Genomic DNA, 14,235 nt, shown 5'->3' with positions numbered 1-14,235 from the left:
ACCCCACTCCTCGCTCGTGTCAGGGGGACGTTCACGCACTTTCCTTCTCGCGTGCCCAGCGCGCATCCAATTCGGCTCGGGAAGGGAAGTTTTCTAGCTTCATCCCCAATTCGAGGCCCATCTGACGAAGGATCTCCTTAATCTCGTTCAGCGATTTTCTGCCAAAGTTCTTGGTCTTGAGCATCTCCTGCTCGGTCTTTTGCACTAACTCGCCGATGTACTTAATGCCGGCGTTTTGCAAGCAGTTTGCCGCCCTGACGGACAAGTCCAATTCTGCGACACTCCGAAACAGGTTTTCGTTAAATTGCGGTTGTTGGACGGCCTCTTTCGCCTCTTCCGGCGCCGGCAGTTCCTCAAAGTTGATGAAGATCGCCAACTGATCCTGTAAGATTCGCGCGGCGTAGGCGACCGCGTCATCAGGCTTAACGCTTCCATCCGTCCAGACCTCGAGGGTCAAACGATCGTAGTCCGTCCGTTGGGCAACGCGAGCATTCGTGACGGTGTAATTCACCTTTCGGATTGGAGAGAAGACTGCATCGACGGGTATCGTACCGATCGGTGCCCCCTCCTGCTTGTTACGCTCCGCGGGGACGTACCCCCTTCCTAGCTTGATGGTAAGCTCTATCTGTAGTCGCCCGTCCCGAGAGAGTGTCGCAATGTGCTGCTCGGGGTTCAGCACGTGTACATGAGGCCCCAGGATGATGTCTGCTGCGGTGACCACCTTTTCACCCTTCGCTTCAATGCGTCCAATAGCTTCGTGCCCCTCGTCCATCCGGAAGCGAACTTCCTTCAAGTTAAGAATCACATCAGCTACGTCTTCGCGCACACCCGGGACGGTCGAAAACTCGTGTAAGACTCCCTCGATCCGAACCGCTGTAACTGCGCACCCCTGTAACGAAGACAACAAAACCCTGCGGAGGGCGTTCCCCAAAGTTGTTCCAAATCCCCTCTCCAGCGGTTCAGCGACAAACTTACCGTAAGTTGGGCTGAGTTCCTTTGTATCAGGCTCCAGCTTTCGCGGTTTAATAAGGCCTCGCCAGTTTTCTTGTGGTAGCATTTTCTTGCTGACCCTCCTCGAGCTTCCGATTTCGCTCAAGATCCCGTTACTTGGAATACAGCTCGACCACTAGCTTCTCATTGACCTGGACCGGAATTTCTTCGCGGGTCGGCAGTGCCTTCACCCTGCCGCAGAAATTCGCCTCGTCCAACTCCAACCAATCCGGCACGCCACGGCGCTTTGCGGTCTCCAGTGCCTGCTGGATCGGGAGCAGTTGGCGGCTCTTCTCACGCACAGCGATCGTTTGACCAGGTTTTACGAGGAAAGATGGAATATTCACGCGCTTCCCATCGACCAGGAAATGTCCATGCCGGACTAACTGCCTGGCTTCGGCCCTCGACCGAGCAAACCCGAGCCGGTAAACCATGTTATCCAGTCTCTGCTCAAGAATCTGCAAAAGCCGGTCGCCCGTAACCTCACGGCTGCGCTCCGCGAGTTCGAAGTACCGCCTAAATTGCCCCTCCAGCAAGCCATACATCCGCTTTAGCTTCTGCTTCTCCCGAAGCTGCATTGCGTACTCAGAGTGCTTCGTACGGGCCTGGCCGTGCTGGCCCGGGGGGTAATTTCGCCTTTCCAGGGCACACTTATCCGAGTAGCAACGCTCTCCTTTCAGGAAGAGCTTCACACCTTCTCGTCGGCAAAGCCTGCAAACCGGATCTCGATAACGCGCCAATCCTTATCCTCCCTCAAAAGACTCCGTCCGACTCAAACACGGCGCCTCTTTGGCGGCCGACAGCCATTGTGAGGGATCGGAGTGACATCTTTTATCACTGTGATGGTAAAACCCGAGTTCTGAAGAGCCCGAAGGGCCGACTCTCTCCCCGCGCCAGGCCCTTTGACATGCACCTGCACTGTCCTCATGCCCATTTCTGCCGCCTTTCGGGCTGCACTTTCGGCAGCAAGCTGCGCGGCAAACGGCGTCCCTTTTCGGGACCCTTTGAACCCGACAGTGCCTGCGCTAGCCCAGGCAATGACGTTGCCCACCGGGTCAGTAATCGAAACAATGGTGTTGTTAAACGTGGAGTGAATATGCACGATTCCTTCAGGAACCACCCGCTTCGTTCGCTTGCGACGTTGCCCAGTGGTTGCTTCCGCAGTGGTTTTTACTCCTGCATCGTTCTTCGCCATGTCAGCTCCCAAAACGAGCTCGCATCTTTAAATACTCATCAACCCTTAGGAGGGGGTGGCTTCTTTCCTGCCACCGTGCGCCGCGGGCCCTTCCTAGTTCTCGCATTTGTATGTGTTCGTTGACCGCGCACGGGAAGATTTCGACGGTGCCGGATTCCCCGGTAGCAGTTAATGTCCATCAACCGTTTGATGTTCTGGGCGACTTCCCGGCGCAGATCGCCTTCAACTTTATATTTTGTATCAATAATCTGTCGAAGCCGCACCAGCTCCTCGTCAGACAGTTGATCGGTCTTTCGGTCGAACGGTACTCCGGCCTCGAGCAATATCTTTTGCGAAGTGGAGCGGCCGATTCCGTAGATGTACGTCAGCGCCACCTCCATTCTCTTATTCCGCGGCAGATCAACCCCAGCGATACGCGCCATTCACCCTCCGTCCTTGGTGCAATTAACTTTCCGGTTTAACCCTGCCGTTGCTTATGGCGGGGATTTTCGCAGATCACGCGTACCACGCCTTCGCGCCGAATTACCTTGCATTTTTTACAGATAGGTTTCACTGATGCCCTTACCTTCATCGCCCACTCTCCTCCGGGCAGTTCGTTCTTGAGGTCTAACCCTGCCGTTCAAACCTGTGTGAGCACCTCAGCGCCGTCACGCGTTATCAGCACGGAGTGCTCAAAGTGTGCAGAACGACGGCGATCTCGCGTAACAGCCGTCCATCCATCCTGCAAGATCTCTACTTCCCAACTGCCGGCATTCACCATCGGCTCAATCGCCAGCGCCATCCCCTCCACCAACCGCTCGCCCCGGTCGCGCCGGCCGAAGTTCGGAACCTGTGGATCCTCATGGAGTCTCTCGCCGATCCCATGCCCTACAAACTGCCGCACCACTGAGAACCCTGCAGCTTCGACGGTTTCCTGAATGGCGGCCGAAATGTCCCCGACTCTTTTCCCAGGCCGAGCCTCTTGAATGCCCGCCCACAAGGCTGCCTCTGCCGTGCGGATGAGTCGTTGTGATTCCTCGTCCACGCAACCAACCGCCACGGTAATTGCAGCGTCGCCGTAAACCCCTTGGTATCGAACACCAAAGTCCAAACCAACAATATCTCCCTCTTGGAGTCGCCGCGACCGGCTCGGAATCCCGTGAACCACCTCCTCGTTGACCGAAATGCAGAGCGCCGCCGGGTATACTCGACCTCCGACCTGGTAACCTTTGAATGCAGGTACAGCGCCGAACTTGTATGTGAGTTCCTCTGCAACACGATCCAACTCACCAGTGGTGATTCCCGGCTTAACCCGCTCCTGGAGCTCCGCCAGCACGCGCGCGACAATCTCGCCCGCCTTGCGCATGGCTTTGATCTGGTCATTTGTTTTAATCTTAACCATTCCAAGCGTTCGATAGCCGAGAGCGAGCAAGCTCGCTTTTTTGTCGCCAGCGGCCGCCCAGTCGGGCTGCTCAGGTGCCGGACAGTCTTCACAACTCGCGCCGCCCCTTGATCCTCCCGCGACGCATGAACCCCTGATAACTGCGCGTGAGCATGTGGGTTTCAATTTGCGCTACGGTATCAAGGGCGACGCCGATCACGATCAACAGGGCTGTGCCGCCAAAGTAGAACGGAACGTTGAACCTCTGGATCAAAATCGTCGGCAGCACACATACAGCCGAGACATACAGCGCACCCACAAGGGTGATCCGCGCCAGAATTCGATCAATATATTCCGCGGTTCTGGCACCTGGTCGGATACCGGGAATATACCCGCCAAACTTCTTCATGTTGTCCGCAACGTCATCGGTTCTAAACGTCACGGCCGTGTAAAAATAGCAAAAGAATATAATCAGCGCGACATAACAGACCTCATAGACGGCAGCGCCCGGCACAAGCCAGTTTTGGACTGCGCGAGCCCAGGGCCGATCCACAAACCCCGCAATTGTCCCCGGAAAACCCAGCAATGAACTTGCGAAAATCGGAGGGATTACCCCCGCGGTGTTCAGCTTTAAGGGCAAATGGGAACTCTGCCCCCCGTAGACACGCCTTCCCACCACTCGCTTCGCGTAGTGGACTGGGATCCGACGCTGCGCTCGCTCCATGAAGATAATGAACGCAACTACGGCGACCATGAAGGCCAACAGAGCCACGACCACCAGAACGCCCATTTCACCCTCTCGGACGAATTCAATGACAGTCGCTGCAGCCGAGGGGAGGCCCGCTACGATCCCTGTAAAAATGATTAGGGAGATTCCGTTGCCGATGCCTCTCTCGGATATCTGCTCCCCAACCCACATCAGGAAGACGGTACCCGTAGTCAGCGTCAACACGGTCATGGTGCGGAAGCTCCACCCTGGGTTATAAACCACGGGGCTGCCTCCGGGCGAAGTAAGCTGCTCCAAACCAACGCTAATGAAGATGCCTTGGATCAGAGAAAGGAATACCGTCGCATACCTCGTATACTGCGTGATTTTTCGCCTGCCAATTTCTCCTTCCTTAGAAAGCCTCTCCAGATGCGGGACGACCACTGTCAGCAACTGCAAGATGATCGAGGCACTAATGTATGGCATGACACCGAGCGCAAAGATCGAAAAGCGCTCGAGCGCTCCGCCGGAGAGCATGTTCACCATACCAACCATCGAGTTGCTGTGTTGGGCAAAGAAATCGGCGAGAGCCTTTCCGTCGACACCCGGAGTGGGGACATGCACACCGATTCGGTAGACGGCAAGCATCAGCAAAGTGAAGCCGACGCGCCGACGCAATTCGGGAATCCTGGGTACGTTTTGAAACCCCTGAAACACTTCAAATAACCTCGGCCGACCCGCCTGCTGCTTCGATCAGCTCTTTCGCCTTTTTACTGAATGCGTGAGCGCGCACTGTGAGCGCCTTTGTGATAACGCCGGTCGCCAAAACCTTAATGGGCAGCTTCTTCGTCACGATGCCTTGGCTCACCAGAGCGTTGGGCTCCACCACCGCACCCTCAGGGAACTTCGCATCGAGCACTCGTAAAGTCACCTCTGCGTAGTCGCGTCCGAAGGGGTTCCGGAAGCCGCGCTTCGGAAGGCGCCGTTGCAAGGGCATTTGCCCACCCTCGTAACCCGGTGGTGTGTTACCTCCCGAACGAGAGCGACGGCCCTTATGACCGCGACCAGAGGTCTTTCCGTGCCCCGACCCAGGTCCCCTCCCGACTCGTTTTCGTTTCTTGACTGCACCCGCTTTTGGTTTGAGCGTAGATAAGTTGACCATTTACTTTTCCACTTCCACCAGGTGTCGAACGACAGCAATCCGACCGAGCATTGGTGGGGTTGCCGGCACAGAGACTGTTCTGCCTCGCCTTTTCAGCCCCAAGGCCCGCAAGGTCGCTCGCTGTCGCTCCGTGGCACCGATTGGGCTGCGCACCAATCGCACCCGCACCTTCTCCACTTCAGTCATTGACTGCCTCGCCCAGACTCGAATCGGACAATTTCCCTCGCGCCCTAAGCAACGCTTCTGGCCTCCGCAATTGCGCTAGGGCGTCAAACGCCGCCTTTACTACGTTGTGGGGATTGTTCGAACCGAGGCTCTTCGTGAGAACATTCCGCACACCGGCAAGCTCAACCACGGCCCTTACCCCCGCACCAGCAATCACCCCAGTACCCTCTGCGGCCGGCCGCATGACAACTCGCCCCGACCCAAAATGCCCTTCCACTTCGTATGGGATCGATCCATTTTCGGTGATGGGAATCTCAACCAGATTTTTCTTCGCTGCTTCGATCCCTTTGCGAATCGCTTCCGGTACTTCGTTAGCTTTCCCTAACCCATAACCCACGTGGCCCCGTTCGTCTCCCACTACCACCAGAGCGCTGAAGCTGAACCGTCGCCCACCTTTGACTACTTTGGCGACGCGGTTCACTTGAACTACTCGTTCGCGAAGCTCAGTGCCACCTAACTCCGGCCGCTCCCTGACTCTAAACGCCATGAACCTACCCTTCCACCACTTAAAACTTCAGGCCAGCCTGTCGGGCCCCTTCTGCTACCGCCTGTACACGGCCGTGGTACAAAAACCCGTTCCGATCGAACACAACCTCGGTAATTCCCAATTGCCTGCATTTCTGACCAACAAGTTCGCCGACTCTCCGAGCCGCTTCTTTGTTCCCGGTCCTGCCAGTAGCCCTCAACTCTGGCTCTAACGTCGATGCAGCGGCGAGCGTCCGACCCGTTTGGTCCGAAATCACCTGAGCATAAATATGCTTGTTGCTCCTAAATACGCACAACCTCGGTTTGGTATCCGTTCCCCGAACCTTTTTACGAACGCGCGCCTGGCGGCGGTACCGTGCCAGGACCTTTTTGGCCAAAGCCATAGATCAACCTCCACCACCAGCAGCTTTTCCAGCCTTGCGGCGCAGGACCTCGTTCTGATACCGGATGCCCTTCCCCTTGTAGGGCTCCGGGGGACGCAAACTCCGAATCATTGCCGCGCACTGCCCAACAAGCTGCTTATCAATACCCTCCAACGTTAAAAGGGTCTGACGCTCCACTTTCGCTGACACCCCCGGGGGCAACTGGAACAGGATCGGATGCGAGTACCCTAGCGTGAAGTACAAAGCCTGCCCTCGGGGTTCAACGCGGTACCCCACGCCAACGATCTCCAAGGTCTTCGAAAACCCCTTGGAGACACCCGTGACCGCGTTTGCAACGAGCCGTTGCGCGAGACCATGCATCGCACGAGCTCTTCGCGACTCCTCCGTCCTGACCACTCGCGCCACGCTCCCCTCTATTTCCACCCTCACGTACGGAGGAAGGGGTTGGGACAACGAACCCTTGGGCCCTTCGACTTTAACCACACTGTCGTCAACGTTGAGTCGGACCCCCTCAGGTATCTGAATGGGTTGCTTGCCAATACGCGACATAGTTCTTTTCACCAAACCGAACAAAGAAGCTCGCCTCCCACATGACGCTGGCGAGCCTCCCGATCTGTTAATACACCGCAAGAGGTTGAGAGGATAGAAATGCCCAAACCACGACGCACGAGTGGGATTTCATCTACGGTCACGTAGACACGCAAGCCCGGCTTGCTGACGCGCTTCAGCCCGTTAATCACCGGCCGATTTTCGGCGTCGTACCGGAGCGTCACTTGTAGCCACGGCTTCCCATCCTGTTCAACCGTGACGTAGCCGTCAATAAAGCCCTCACGTCGGAGAATATCAAGAATGGTTTCTTTCAGCTTAGACCAAGGCACTTCTACTGACTCTTTCCGCGCCTGGCACGCGTTTCGGATGCGCGTAAGCATGTCCGCAATTGGATCCGTCATTCCCATGCGAACCCACCTCACCAACTAGCCTTCACAAGGCCTGGGATTTCACCCTTCCGGGCTAAGTCACGCAAGCAAAGACGACAAAGCCTGAAACGCCGGTAGAAACCACGAGGTCGCCCACAGCGAGGGCAGCGATTTCGCGCTCGCACCCGAAACTTGGGAACTCGTTCCGCTTTAACCCTAAGGCATTTCCTCGCCATTTAACGTTCTCTCCGTTTCCCTAACCCCTAAAGGGCATTCCCAACTCTTGCAGGAGACTCCGTGCCTCGGCGTCGGTGCGCGCAGTTGTGCCGATGCAAACTGTCAAGCCGTGCACCTTCTCCACCTTGTCTAAGTCGATCTCTGGGAAAATGATCTGCTCCCGGATGCCTAAAGAGTAATTTCCCCTCCCGTCAAAAGAACGGTCTGACACGCCCTTAAAATCTCGCACCCTCGGAAGCGCGACATTAACAAGACGATCGAAAAATTCGTACATTCTCTCCCCTCGCAATGTCACCATACACCCAATGGCCATTCCCTTTCGCAGCTTGAAGTTCGCAATAGCCTTCCGGGCGCGGGTTGCGACGGGTTTCTGTCCGCTGATCGCCGCCAATTCAGCCATTGCGGCCTCCAGGAGCTTGGCGTTTTGCGTGGCCTCACCAAGACCCACATTCACAACGATTTTCTCTAGGCGGGGTACCTGAAACCGATTCCGATAACCAAGCTCCCGCATCAACTTTGGGACCACCTCTTTCTCGTAACGCTCCCGTAATCTCGACTTCATGGATCCGGCTCACTTATCCAATTGATCACCACACCGGCGGCAGACCCGTACCAACCGGTTTTCGGCAGTACGTTTGAAACCGACACGTACCGGCGCGTTACACCGCTCGCACATGATCATCACGTTCGAAACATGGATCGGCGCCTCTTTCTCCACGATCCCCTGCCGGCTCTGAGAACCGCGTGCTCGCAGGTGCCTCTTCACCATGTTGAGCCGCTCAATGAGAACAACTGACTTTCGCGGGTCACATCTGAGGATACGTCCGGTCTTACCACGTTCCTTTCCCGCAATAACCATTACCAGGTCACCCTTCTTAATCTTCGCAGCCATACAGTCCGTCAAACTCTTCAGATAACTTCCGGCGCCAAAGAAAGGATCTTCATGAACCGCTTTGCACGCAGCTCCCGGGCCACAGGACCGAAAATACGAGTTCCAATCGGCTCCCTCTGGTTGTCGATCAACACCGCCGAATTCGTGTCGAACTTAATATAAGAGCCGTCGGGGCGGCCGATTTCTTTTGCCGTTCTCACCACGACTGCTTTGGCAACGTCCCCCTTTTTCACCTTACCGTTCGGCACTGCCTCCTTCACAGAGACCACAATGATGTCACCGACCGTGGCATACCTCCGCCGCGTACCGCCCAGCACCTTAATGCACAGGACCTTTCGAGCGCCAGAATTATCCGCAACGTCTAAAACCGTCTCCGCCTGAACCATTGGATACCTCTCTCCGGTCCCTTAAAGTCTCACTGATCGAGCCCTACTGCGCACGCTCTAGGATACGACTCACCGCCCATCGCTTTTCGCGACTCAGAGGCCGTGTTTCGCGAATCAAAACTCGGTCGCCCACCCGGCATTCATTTCGCGGGTCATGTGCCTTCACTCGCGCCCGACGTCGTACTCTCTTCTTATACTTTGGGTGTTGGACGACCCGTTCAACCACCACCACAACAGTCTTATCCATGCGGTCGCTTACAACGATGCCCTCTCTGGTTTTTTGCTGCCCCCGCCGCACCTCGGTAGTCATCACTTGGCGACCTCCCTCCGCTCTCGCAAGATCGTCAGAATACGGGCAACATCCCGCCGTGTGGCTCTCAGCAGGGCAGGGTTTTCTAAGCCACCAATTCGCTTTTTCATACGAAGAGCAATCAAGCGCTCGCGAAGCTCTTGCAGCTTTGCGTGCAATTCGCTGTCTGGCATTTCACGGAGTTCCTTTGCTCGCATGGCTACCGATCCACTAAAGGAGCGCCGTCGCTCGACTTCGAAATTGCGTTCCAACCGAGAGCTTATGTGCCGCTAGCCTAAACGCCTCGCGTGCAACCGGTTCAGGCACACCTTCCATTTCGAACAACATTCTTCCCGGCCTCACCACGGCCACCCACATTTCGGGCGACCCCTTCCCCTTGCCCATTCGGGTTTCTGCGGGCTTTTTCGTCACCGGTTTATCCGGGAAAACTCGCACCCAGACGCGACCCCCGCGCTTGATGTGCCGGGTGAGCGCCACGCGCGCCGCTTCCAGTTCCCGCGCCGTCACCCAACCACGCTCTGTGGCTTGTAAGCCGAAGTCTCCAAACGCCAACGTGCACCCCCGCCAGGCAGTTCCCCGGCGTCGACCCCGTTGCTGCTTTCTGTATTTAGTTTTCTTGGGAGCTAACATGAGTTTTTCCTAAGAGGGTAAATCGCTCACAGTCACGACGTTAACTGGATGAGCCAGTCTGTCCAAACAATGGGTTTTCCTCACGCGACAAAACCTCGCCTCGAAAGATCCACGCCTTAATCCCAATCACCCCGTAAGTCGTCTTCGCCTCGGCGAAACCGTAGCTGATCCGCGCTCGAAGCGTGTGGAGGGGCACGCGACCCTCACGGTACCACTCCGTGCGGGCAATTTCTGCGCCCGCAAGGCGGCCGGCACATTGAATCTTGACCCCTTGCGCCCCCATACGCATTGCTCGGCTTACCGCCTCCTTCATCGCTCTTCTAAATGCAACACGCCGCTGCAACTGGAGGGCAACATTTTCAGCTACCAACTGTCCTTCGAGGTCGGGACGTCTGACCTCATGTACGTTGACAATCGGTTCCTTTTTCGTCAGCTGAAAGATCTCTTGCTTGAGCTTATCGATCTCAGCGCCCTTCTTCCCGATCACGATTCCGGGCCTCGCTGTGTGAATGTTGACGCGGAGTTTGTTGGCGAAGCGCTCAATCTCTATTTGCGAAATCCCTGCTTGATAGAGCTTTTCTTTCAGAAACTTTCTCAACTTGAGATCCTCATGCAGCCAGTCGGCATACTCCTTCTTGGCGAACCAGCGAGATTCCCATTGCTCAATTACGCCCAGCCTGAAACCCTTTGGGTGAACCTTTTGGCCCATGATCACCTCAACTCGATGCAGCCCGATCCGACAGGACTACCGTTAAGTGACTCGTTCGTTTTCGAATAGGGGTGGCGCGACCGTGTGCCCTCGGCAGAAACCTCTTCAGCGTCGGACCCCCGTCTACCGTCACTGACGCGACAACTAACGCATCAACGTCAATCCGATCTCCTGCCTGCTCCGCATTCGCAACTGCGGAACGCAGTGCCTTAGCAAGTAGTCGAGCCCCGCGCTTAGGCGTGAATTGCAGCAGCTGGAGCGCTTGCTCTACCGGCTTGCCACGCACCAAATCTGCCACTAACCGGAGCTTCCGAGGAGCGATCCGTAAGTATCTGACTCTTGCACGAGCTTCCATCGTCACGTTCCAGCTTCCCTACTTCTTCACTTCCGCCTTCCGATCACCTGCGTGTCCGTGGAAGGTGCGCGTCGGTGCGAATTCGCCAAGCTTGTGCCCAACCATATTTTCCGTGACGAACACCGGGATGAACTTGCGGCCGTTGTAAACCATGAAGGTATGACCCACCATCTCCGGGCTAATCGTTGATCTTCGAGAGTACGTCCGGATTGCCTGCTTCTGGCCAGCTTGATTGAGCGCCTGCACCTTTTTCAGCAGGTGCTCATCGATGAAGGGACCTTTCTTTAACGAACGGGCCACAGACAGCTCCTTCTGAATTTCCTTTGGTTCGGGCGATTACGCGTTCCGCCGCTTGACAATGAACCGATCTGTTCTCTTGTTTCTGCGGGTCTTATATCCTTTCGCCGGCTGACCCCAGGGAGATTGCGGGTGGTTGCCCTTCGAACGACCCTCACCACCACCATGGGGGTGGTCCACTGGGTTCATCGCAATTCCCCGCACATGCGGCCGGCGACCTAACCACCTTGAGCGTCCAGCCTTGCCAATGGATACATTCTCGTGATCCACGTTGCCGACCTGTCCAATCGTCGCCCGACAATCGATCCTAACGTACCGCAGCTCGCCCGATGGCAGCTTGAGCAAGGCACGGTCTTCTTCTTTCGCCATTAGTTGAATTGCCGCACCTGCGCTCCGACCCAGTTGCCCTCCAGCACCAGGTTTCAGTTCTACGTTGTGCACAACGGTCCCCGTTGGGATACTGCGTAACGGCAAGCAGTTGCCCACACGGACATCCACATCAGGCCCAGAAACAACCTCCTGCCCTACAGACAAACCTAGAGGGGCCAACATGTACCGCTTCTCTCCATCCTTATAGTGGATGAGTGCTATGTGGGCGGACCGATTGGGGTCATATTCGATTGCCGCCACTTTCCCCGGCACACCGATTTTATCCCGTTTAAAGTCTAGGACCCTGTACAGCCGCTTGTGCCCCCCACCGCGATGACGGACGGTCATGCGCCCGAGTGAATTTCTCCCTCCCGAGCTCTTCTTCGGCTCCAGCAAAGCGCGCTCAGGCTCTTTTCGGGTCAGTTCCGAGAAATCCAGGACCGTCTGAAACCGCCGCCCTGGAGATGTTGGTTTGTATTGCTTCACCGGCATAATGGATCAACCCAGCTCGAACAGTTCAATTTTATGCCCTTCGGCCAATGTCACGTACGCCTTTTTCCAACTGGGCCGACGTCCCATAGTCCGGCCCGTCCGGCGCACCTGTCCGAGATAATTAGCAGTTCTCACCTTAAGCACCTTCACCCTAAAGATTTTTTCCACTGCACTCCGAATCTCGTACTTGTTGGCCTTCGGGTGCACTACAAACACGTACTGGTTGCCCTCTTGATGAAGCAGGGTTCCCTTTTCTGTCACAAGTGCAGACCGAATCACATCAGAAGGTTCCATCATTGGGCTAACCTCTCCTCAATCGCCCGTAGCCCCTCAGGGGTCGTGACCAGATGCCGGTAACGCAACACATCGTAAACGTTCAGCCCCGACGCTGGAATCACCTTCGCCCAAGGGAGATTTCGTCCGGCCCGTTCTAACATTTCGTCACGATCAGGCAAAACAATCAGTCCACTGTTCACTCCGAGCTTCCCTAAAAACTGCGCAAACAACCGAGTTTTAGGTTGCTCGAGGCCGATGCGCTCCACTACTAGCAGCGTCCCCTCCTTGACTTTGGCCGACACAGCCGACTTGAGGGCTGCGATACGCGCACTTCGGGGCAGCAAATACGAGTAGTCGCGCGGCTTCGGCCCAAACACTACCGCACCACCCACCCACAGCGGAGAGCGGATGCTCCCTGCCCTTGCCCGGCCGGTCCCCTTCTGCCGCCACGGCTTCTTTCCTCCCCCGCTAACCTCGCCACGCGTTTTGGTAGAGTGCGTTCCAGCCCGCCTCTTCGCAAGCTGCCAACGAACTGCGGCATGCAACAGGTGCACACGTACTGGTACACCAAAGATTTCCGCTGGGAGAGGAAGCTCCCCAACCTGGCCACCTTCCGGAGAAACCACCGCGACACTAGCCGAGTTGGGCACCGGCCACCTCCTGGTGCTTAATCGCGCGCCGCACCAGCACGATCCCGCCATTGGGACCCGGAACCGCGCCACGAACAAGAAGCAAATCTTCTTCGGGAACAACCGCCACGACCGACAGATTCTGGATGGTTACCCGCTCCGCTCCGTAGTGACCTGCCATGCGCTTCCCCTTGAAAACGCGCCCCGGGAACGAGCGGTTCCCAATGGATCCCCCGTGGCGAAAGTATTCGTGCGTTCCGTGGCTTCCCGGAAATCCACCAAACCCATGCCTCTTCATTACGCCCGCAAAACCCCGCCCTTTTGAAATTCCTGTGACGTCGACGTACTGCCCGACTGAAAAAACGTCACCGACACGAATTTCACGCCCGACCGCACAGTCCACCCCCTGCTCCACGGGGAACTCTCGGAGAACGCGAAAGACGCGATCACCAGCGCGCTCGCAATGCCCACGATAAGCCTTTGACACCCTGCTTTTCTTCTGTTCCCCAAACCCCAACTGAACTGCGGCGTAGCCGTCCGATGCCTCTGTTTTTAGTTGGACGACTGTACACGGACCCACCCGGAGAACGGTGACAGGCACTAGGCGACCGCCTGCATCAAACACTTGAGTCATTCCGAGCTTCTGTCCGATCAATCCCGTCATGTTATCCCTCGTCTATCGCCCCCCAACGCCTAACATCGGCGCCGAGGTTCCACAGCAACTAATGAGCTCTCCGCCGTCAGGCGAGTTTAATTTCCACATCTACCCCCGCAGCCAACTCAAGCTTCCCGAGCGCATCCATCGTCTGCTGAGTGGGGTCGAGGATGTCGATCAATCTCTTATGCGTCCTTATTTCGAATTGCTCGCGTGATTTCTTATCCACATGGGGGGACCGATTGACGGTAAACCGCTCAATTCTCGTCGGGAGCGGCACCGGGCCAGCAACCCTGCCTCCCGTCTGCCGCACTGTATCTACAATCTCCTTCACCGACTGATCAAGCAGTCTGTGATCGTAGGCCTTAAGTCTAATCCGAATTCTCTGGCTCATAGTCCCCGAACCAACGACCGGGAGGACACCCCAGCCCTTTACTCCATAATCTTCGTGACGACGCCGGCACCGACGGTGCGGCCTCCTTCACGGATGGCAAAGCGCAGTCCTTCTTCCATCGCAATTGGCGTGATCAACTCCACGCTCAAACGCACATTATCCCCAGGCATCACCATCTCC

29 protein-coding genes are annotated in these 14,235 nt (G+C 56.4%); all 29 read right to left on the bottom strand.

Translation table 11 applies throughout. The features are described from left to right. Positions 1-31: 31 nt before the first annotated feature. Positions 32-1,057: a DNA-directed RNA polymerase subunit alpha gene (locus N3C12_02955; protein ID MCX8071400.1), complete on the bottom strand. Its 1,026-nt coding sequence runs from the start codon at positions 1,055-1,057 to the stop codon at positions 32-34. Between the two features lie 46 nt (positions 1,058-1,103). Continuing rightward, positions 1,104-1,730 carry a 30S ribosomal protein S4 gene (gene rpsD / locus N3C12_02950; protein ID MCX8071399.1) on the bottom strand — a complete coding sequence of 209 codons (627 nt, stop codon included), beginning with the start codon at positions 1,728-1,730 and terminating at the stop codon, positions 1,104-1,106. A gap of 32 nt (positions 1,731-1,762) precedes the next feature. Beyond that, a complete protein-coding gene (gene rpsK, locus N3C12_02945) occupies positions 1,763-2,185 on the bottom strand; it encodes a 30S ribosomal protein S11 (protein ID MCX8071398.1) in 423 nt (140 codons plus the stop codon). Between the two features lie 38 nt (positions 2,186-2,223). After that, positions 2,224-2,607 carry a 30S ribosomal protein S13 gene (rpsM, locus tag N3C12_02940; GenBank protein ID MCX8071397.1) on the bottom strand — a complete coding sequence of 128 codons (384 nt, stop codon included), beginning with the start codon at positions 2,605-2,607 and terminating at the stop codon, positions 2,224-2,226. 35 nt (positions 2,608-2,642) lie between these two features. Then, positions 2,643-2,756, bottom strand: coding sequence for a 50S ribosomal protein L36 (rpmJ, locus tag N3C12_02935; GenBank protein ID MCX8071396.1), 114 nt, complete (start codon positions 2,754-2,756; stop codon positions 2,643-2,645). Positions 2,757-2,804: 48 nt separating this feature from the next. Continuing rightward, positions 2,805-3,566, bottom strand: coding sequence for a type I methionyl aminopeptidase (gene map / locus N3C12_02930; GenBank protein MCX8071395.1), 762 nt, complete (start codon positions 3,564-3,566; stop codon positions 2,805-2,807). Between the two features lie 88 nt (positions 3,567-3,654). Continuing rightward, on the bottom strand, positions 3,655-4,968 hold the full coding sequence (gene secY, locus N3C12_02925) for a preprotein translocase subunit SecY (protein ID MCX8071394.1): 1,314 nt from the start codon (positions 4,966-4,968) through the stop codon (positions 3,655-3,657). A 1-nt stretch (position 4,969) separates the two neighbouring features. Further along, positions 4,970-5,413 carry a 50S ribosomal protein L15 gene (gene rplO / locus N3C12_02920; GenBank protein ID MCX8071393.1) on the bottom strand — a complete coding sequence of 148 codons (444 nt, stop codon included), beginning with the start codon at positions 5,411-5,413 and terminating at the stop codon, positions 4,970-4,972. After that, positions 5,414-5,599, bottom strand: a complete 186-nt coding sequence (gene rpmD / locus N3C12_02915) for a 50S ribosomal protein L30 (GenBank protein ID MCX8071392.1) — start codon at positions 5,597-5,599, stop codon at positions 5,414-5,416. Beyond that, positions 5,592-6,125: a 30S ribosomal protein S5 gene (gene rpsE / locus N3C12_02910; protein ID MCX8071391.1), complete on the bottom strand. Its 534-nt coding sequence runs from the start codon at positions 6,123-6,125 to the stop codon at positions 5,592-5,594. The genes rpmD and rpsE overlap by 8 nt, the downstream gene beginning before the upstream one ends. 19 nt (positions 6,126-6,144) lie before the next feature. Further along, a complete protein-coding gene (gene rplR / locus N3C12_02905) occupies positions 6,145-6,507 on the bottom strand; it encodes a 50S ribosomal protein L18 (protein ID MCX8071390.1) in 363 nt (120 codons plus the stop codon). A gap of 3 nt (positions 6,508-6,510) precedes the next feature. Beyond that, complete coding sequence (rplF, locus tag N3C12_02900; GenBank protein ID MCX8071389.1) at positions 6,511-7,056, bottom strand: 50S ribosomal protein L6; 546 nt, start codon at positions 7,054-7,056, stop codon at positions 6,511-6,513. Between the two features lie 8 nt (positions 7,057-7,064). Further along, positions 7,065-7,463, bottom strand: a complete 399-nt coding sequence (gene rpsH / locus N3C12_02895; GenBank protein MCX8071388.1) for a 30S ribosomal protein S8 — start codon at positions 7,461-7,463, stop codon at positions 7,065-7,067. Between the two features lie 11 nt (positions 7,464-7,474). Next, a complete protein-coding gene (locus N3C12_02890; GenBank protein MCX8071387.1) occupies positions 7,475-7,660 on the bottom strand; it encodes a type Z 30S ribosomal protein S14 in 186 nt (61 codons plus the stop codon). 20 nt (positions 7,661-7,680) lie between these two features. Further along, positions 7,681-8,223 (bottom strand): 50S ribosomal protein L5, encoded by a 543-nt coding sequence (gene rplE, locus N3C12_02885; protein ID MCX8071386.1) that lies wholly within the window; start codon positions 8,221-8,223, stop codon positions 7,681-7,683. Between the two features lie 9 nt (positions 8,224-8,232). Continuing rightward, positions 8,233-8,553, bottom strand: a complete 321-nt coding sequence (gene rplX / locus N3C12_02880; protein ID MCX8071385.1) for a 50S ribosomal protein L24 — start codon at positions 8,551-8,553, stop codon at positions 8,233-8,235. A 17-nt stretch (positions 8,554-8,570) separates the two neighbouring features. Further along, positions 8,571-8,939, bottom strand: a complete 369-nt coding sequence (gene rplN, locus N3C12_02875; GenBank protein MCX8071384.1) for a 50S ribosomal protein L14 — start codon at positions 8,937-8,939, stop codon at positions 8,571-8,573. 43 nt (positions 8,940-8,982) lie between these two features. After that, positions 8,983-9,249, bottom strand: a complete 267-nt coding sequence (gene rpsQ, locus N3C12_02870) for a 30S ribosomal protein S17 (protein ID MCX8071383.1) — start codon at positions 9,247-9,249, stop codon at positions 8,983-8,985. Then, complete coding sequence (rpmC, locus tag N3C12_02865; protein ID MCX8071382.1) at positions 9,249-9,446, bottom strand: 50S ribosomal protein L29; 198 nt, start codon at positions 9,444-9,446, stop codon at positions 9,249-9,251. Before rpmC ends, rpsQ begins: the two co-directional genes overlap by 1 nt. 13 nt (positions 9,447-9,459) lie before the next feature. Next, the gene (gene rplP / locus N3C12_02860; protein ID MCX8071381.1) at positions 9,460-9,879 is read right to left on the bottom strand and encodes a 50S ribosomal protein L16; all 420 of its coding nucleotides are present in this window, start codon (positions 9,877-9,879) and stop codon (positions 9,460-9,462) included. Positions 9,880-9,919: 40 nt separating this feature from the next. Next, positions 9,920-10,588 (bottom strand): 30S ribosomal protein S3, encoded by a 669-nt coding sequence (gene rpsC / locus N3C12_02855; protein ID MCX8071380.1) that lies wholly within the window; start codon positions 10,586-10,588, stop codon positions 9,920-9,922. A gap of 7 nt (positions 10,589-10,595) precedes the next feature. Continuing rightward, on the bottom strand, positions 10,596-10,943 hold the full coding sequence (gene rplV, locus N3C12_02850; GenBank protein MCX8071379.1) for a 50S ribosomal protein L22: 348 nt from the start codon (positions 10,941-10,943) through the stop codon (positions 10,596-10,598). A gap of 18 nt (positions 10,944-10,961) precedes the next feature. Further along, complete coding sequence (gene rpsS, locus N3C12_02845) at positions 10,962-11,243, bottom strand: 30S ribosomal protein S19 (GenBank protein MCX8071378.1); 282 nt, start codon at positions 11,241-11,243, stop codon at positions 10,962-10,964. 36 nt (positions 11,244-11,279) lie between these two features. Beyond that, the gene (gene rplB, locus N3C12_02840; protein ID MCX8071377.1) at positions 11,280-12,101 is read right to left on the bottom strand and encodes a 50S ribosomal protein L2; all 822 of its coding nucleotides are present in this window, start codon (positions 12,099-12,101) and stop codon (positions 11,280-11,282) included. Between the two features lie 6 nt (positions 12,102-12,107). Continuing rightward, positions 12,108-12,398: a 50S ribosomal protein L23 gene (gene rplW, locus N3C12_02835; GenBank protein MCX8071376.1), complete on the bottom strand. Its 291-nt coding sequence runs from the start codon at positions 12,396-12,398 to the stop codon at positions 12,108-12,110. Beyond that, positions 12,395-13,027 carry a 50S ribosomal protein L4 gene (gene rplD / locus N3C12_02830; protein MCX8071375.1) on the bottom strand — a complete coding sequence of 211 codons (633 nt, stop codon included), beginning with the start codon at positions 13,025-13,027 and terminating at the stop codon, positions 12,395-12,397. Before rplD ends, rplW begins: the two co-directional genes overlap by 4 nt. Continuing rightward, a complete protein-coding gene (rplC, locus tag N3C12_02825; GenBank protein MCX8071374.1) occupies positions 13,011-13,670 on the bottom strand; it encodes a 50S ribosomal protein L3 in 660 nt (219 codons plus the stop codon). The genes rplD and rplC overlap by 17 nt, the downstream gene beginning before the upstream one ends. A gap of 76 nt (positions 13,671-13,746) precedes the next feature. Continuing rightward, positions 13,747-14,055, bottom strand: a complete 309-nt coding sequence (gene rpsJ, locus N3C12_02820) for a 30S ribosomal protein S10 (GenBank protein MCX8071373.1) — start codon at positions 14,053-14,055, stop codon at positions 13,747-13,749. 38 nt (positions 14,056-14,093) lie between these two features. Continuing rightward, the coding region (gene tuf, locus N3C12_02815; protein MCX8071372.1) for an elongation factor Tu at positions 14,094-14,235 on the bottom strand (142 nt) is incomplete at its 5' end.

It is taken from the genome of Candidatus Binatia bacterium, from assembly GCA_026415395.1.
Classification (GTDB): Bacteria; Desulfobacterota; Binatia; order HRBIN30; family HRBIN30; genus HRBIN30.
This window is presented reverse-complemented; position numbering and strand designations above follow the sequence as displayed.

Bases quoted from the DNA above. Each gene is read 5' to 3' on its own strand.
- N3C12_02955 (MCX8071400.1), bottom strand. From the start codon at position 1,057: ATGCTACCACAAGAAAACTGGCGAGGCCTTATTAAACCGCGAAAGCTG.
- rpsK (MCX8071398.1), bottom strand. From the start codon at position 2,185: ATGGCGAAGAACGATGCAGGAGTAAAAACCACTGCGGAAGCAACCACT.
- rpsM (MCX8071397.1), bottom strand. From the start codon at position 2,607: ATGGCGCGTATCGCTGGGGTTGATCTGCCGCGGAATAAGAGAATGGAG.
- rpmJ (MCX8071396.1), bottom strand. From the start codon at position 2,756: ATGAAGGTAAGGGCATCAGTGAAACCTATCTGTAAAAAATGCAAGGTA.
- map (MCX8071395.1), bottom strand. From the start codon at position 3,566: ATGGTTAAGATTAAAACAAATGACCAGATCAAAGCCATGCGCAAGGCG.
- rplO (MCX8071393.1), bottom strand. From the start codon at position 5,413: ATGGTCAACTTATCTACGCTCAAACCAAAAGCGGGTGCAGTCAAGAAA.
- rpmD (MCX8071392.1), bottom strand. From the start codon at position 5,599: ATGACTGAAGTGGAGAAGGTGCGGGTGCGATTGGTGCGCAGCCCAATC.
- rpsE (MCX8071391.1), bottom strand. From the start codon at position 6,125: ATGGCGTTTAGAGTCAGGGAGCGGCCGGAGTTAGGTGGCACTGAGCTT.
- rplR (MCX8071390.1), bottom strand. From the start codon at position 6,507: ATGGCTTTGGCCAAAAAGGTCCTGGCACGGTACCGCCGCCAGGCGCGC.
- rplF (MCX8071389.1), bottom strand. From the start codon at position 7,056: ATGTCGCGTATTGGCAAGCAACCCATTCAGATACCTGAGGGGGTCCGA.
- rpsH (MCX8071388.1), bottom strand. From the start codon at position 7,463: ATGGGAATGACGGATCCAATTGCGGACATGCTTACGCGCATCCGAAAC.
- N3C12_02890 (MCX8071387.1), bottom strand. From the start codon at position 7,660: ATGGCGAGGAAATGCCTTAGGGTTAAAGCGGAACGAGTTCCCAAGTTT.
- rplE (MCX8071386.1), bottom strand. From the start codon at position 8,223: ATGAAGTCGAGATTACGGGAGCGTTACGAGAAAGAGGTGGTCCCAAAG.
- rplX (MCX8071385.1), bottom strand. From the start codon at position 8,553: ATGGCTGCGAAGATTAAGAAGGGTGACCTGGTAATGGTTATTGCGGGA.
- rplN (MCX8071384.1), bottom strand. From the start codon at position 8,939: ATGGTTCAGGCGGAGACGGTTTTAGACGTTGCGGATAATTCTGGCGCT.
- rpsQ (MCX8071383.1), bottom strand. From the start codon at position 9,249: ATGACTACCGAGGTGCGGCGGGGGCAGCAAAAAACCAGAGAGGGCATC.
- rpmC (MCX8071382.1), bottom strand. From the start codon at position 9,446: ATGCGAGCAAAGGAACTCCGTGAAATGCCAGACAGCGAATTGCACGCA.
- rplP (MCX8071381.1), bottom strand. From the start codon at position 9,879: ATGTTAGCTCCCAAGAAAACTAAATACAGAAAGCAGCAACGGGGTCGA.
- rpsC (MCX8071380.1), bottom strand. From the start codon at position 10,588: ATGGGCCAAAAGGTTCACCCAAAGGGTTTCAGGCTGGGCGTAATTGAG.
- rplV (MCX8071379.1), bottom strand. From the start codon at position 10,943: ATGGAAGCTCGTGCAAGAGTCAGATACTTACGGATCGCTCCTCGGAAG.
- rplB (MCX8071377.1), bottom strand. From the start codon at position 12,101: ATGCCGGTGAAGCAATACAAACCAACATCTCCAGGGCGGCGGTTTCAG.
- rplW (MCX8071376.1), bottom strand. From the start codon at position 12,398: ATGATGGAACCTTCTGATGTGATTCGGTCTGCACTTGTGACAGAAAAG.
- rplC (MCX8071374.1), bottom strand. From the start codon at position 13,670: ATGACGGGATTGATCGGACAGAAGCTCGGAATGACTCAAGTGTTTGAT.
- rpsJ (MCX8071373.1), bottom strand. From the start codon at position 14,055: ATGAGCCAGAGAATTCGGATTAGACTTAAGGCCTACGATCACAGACTG.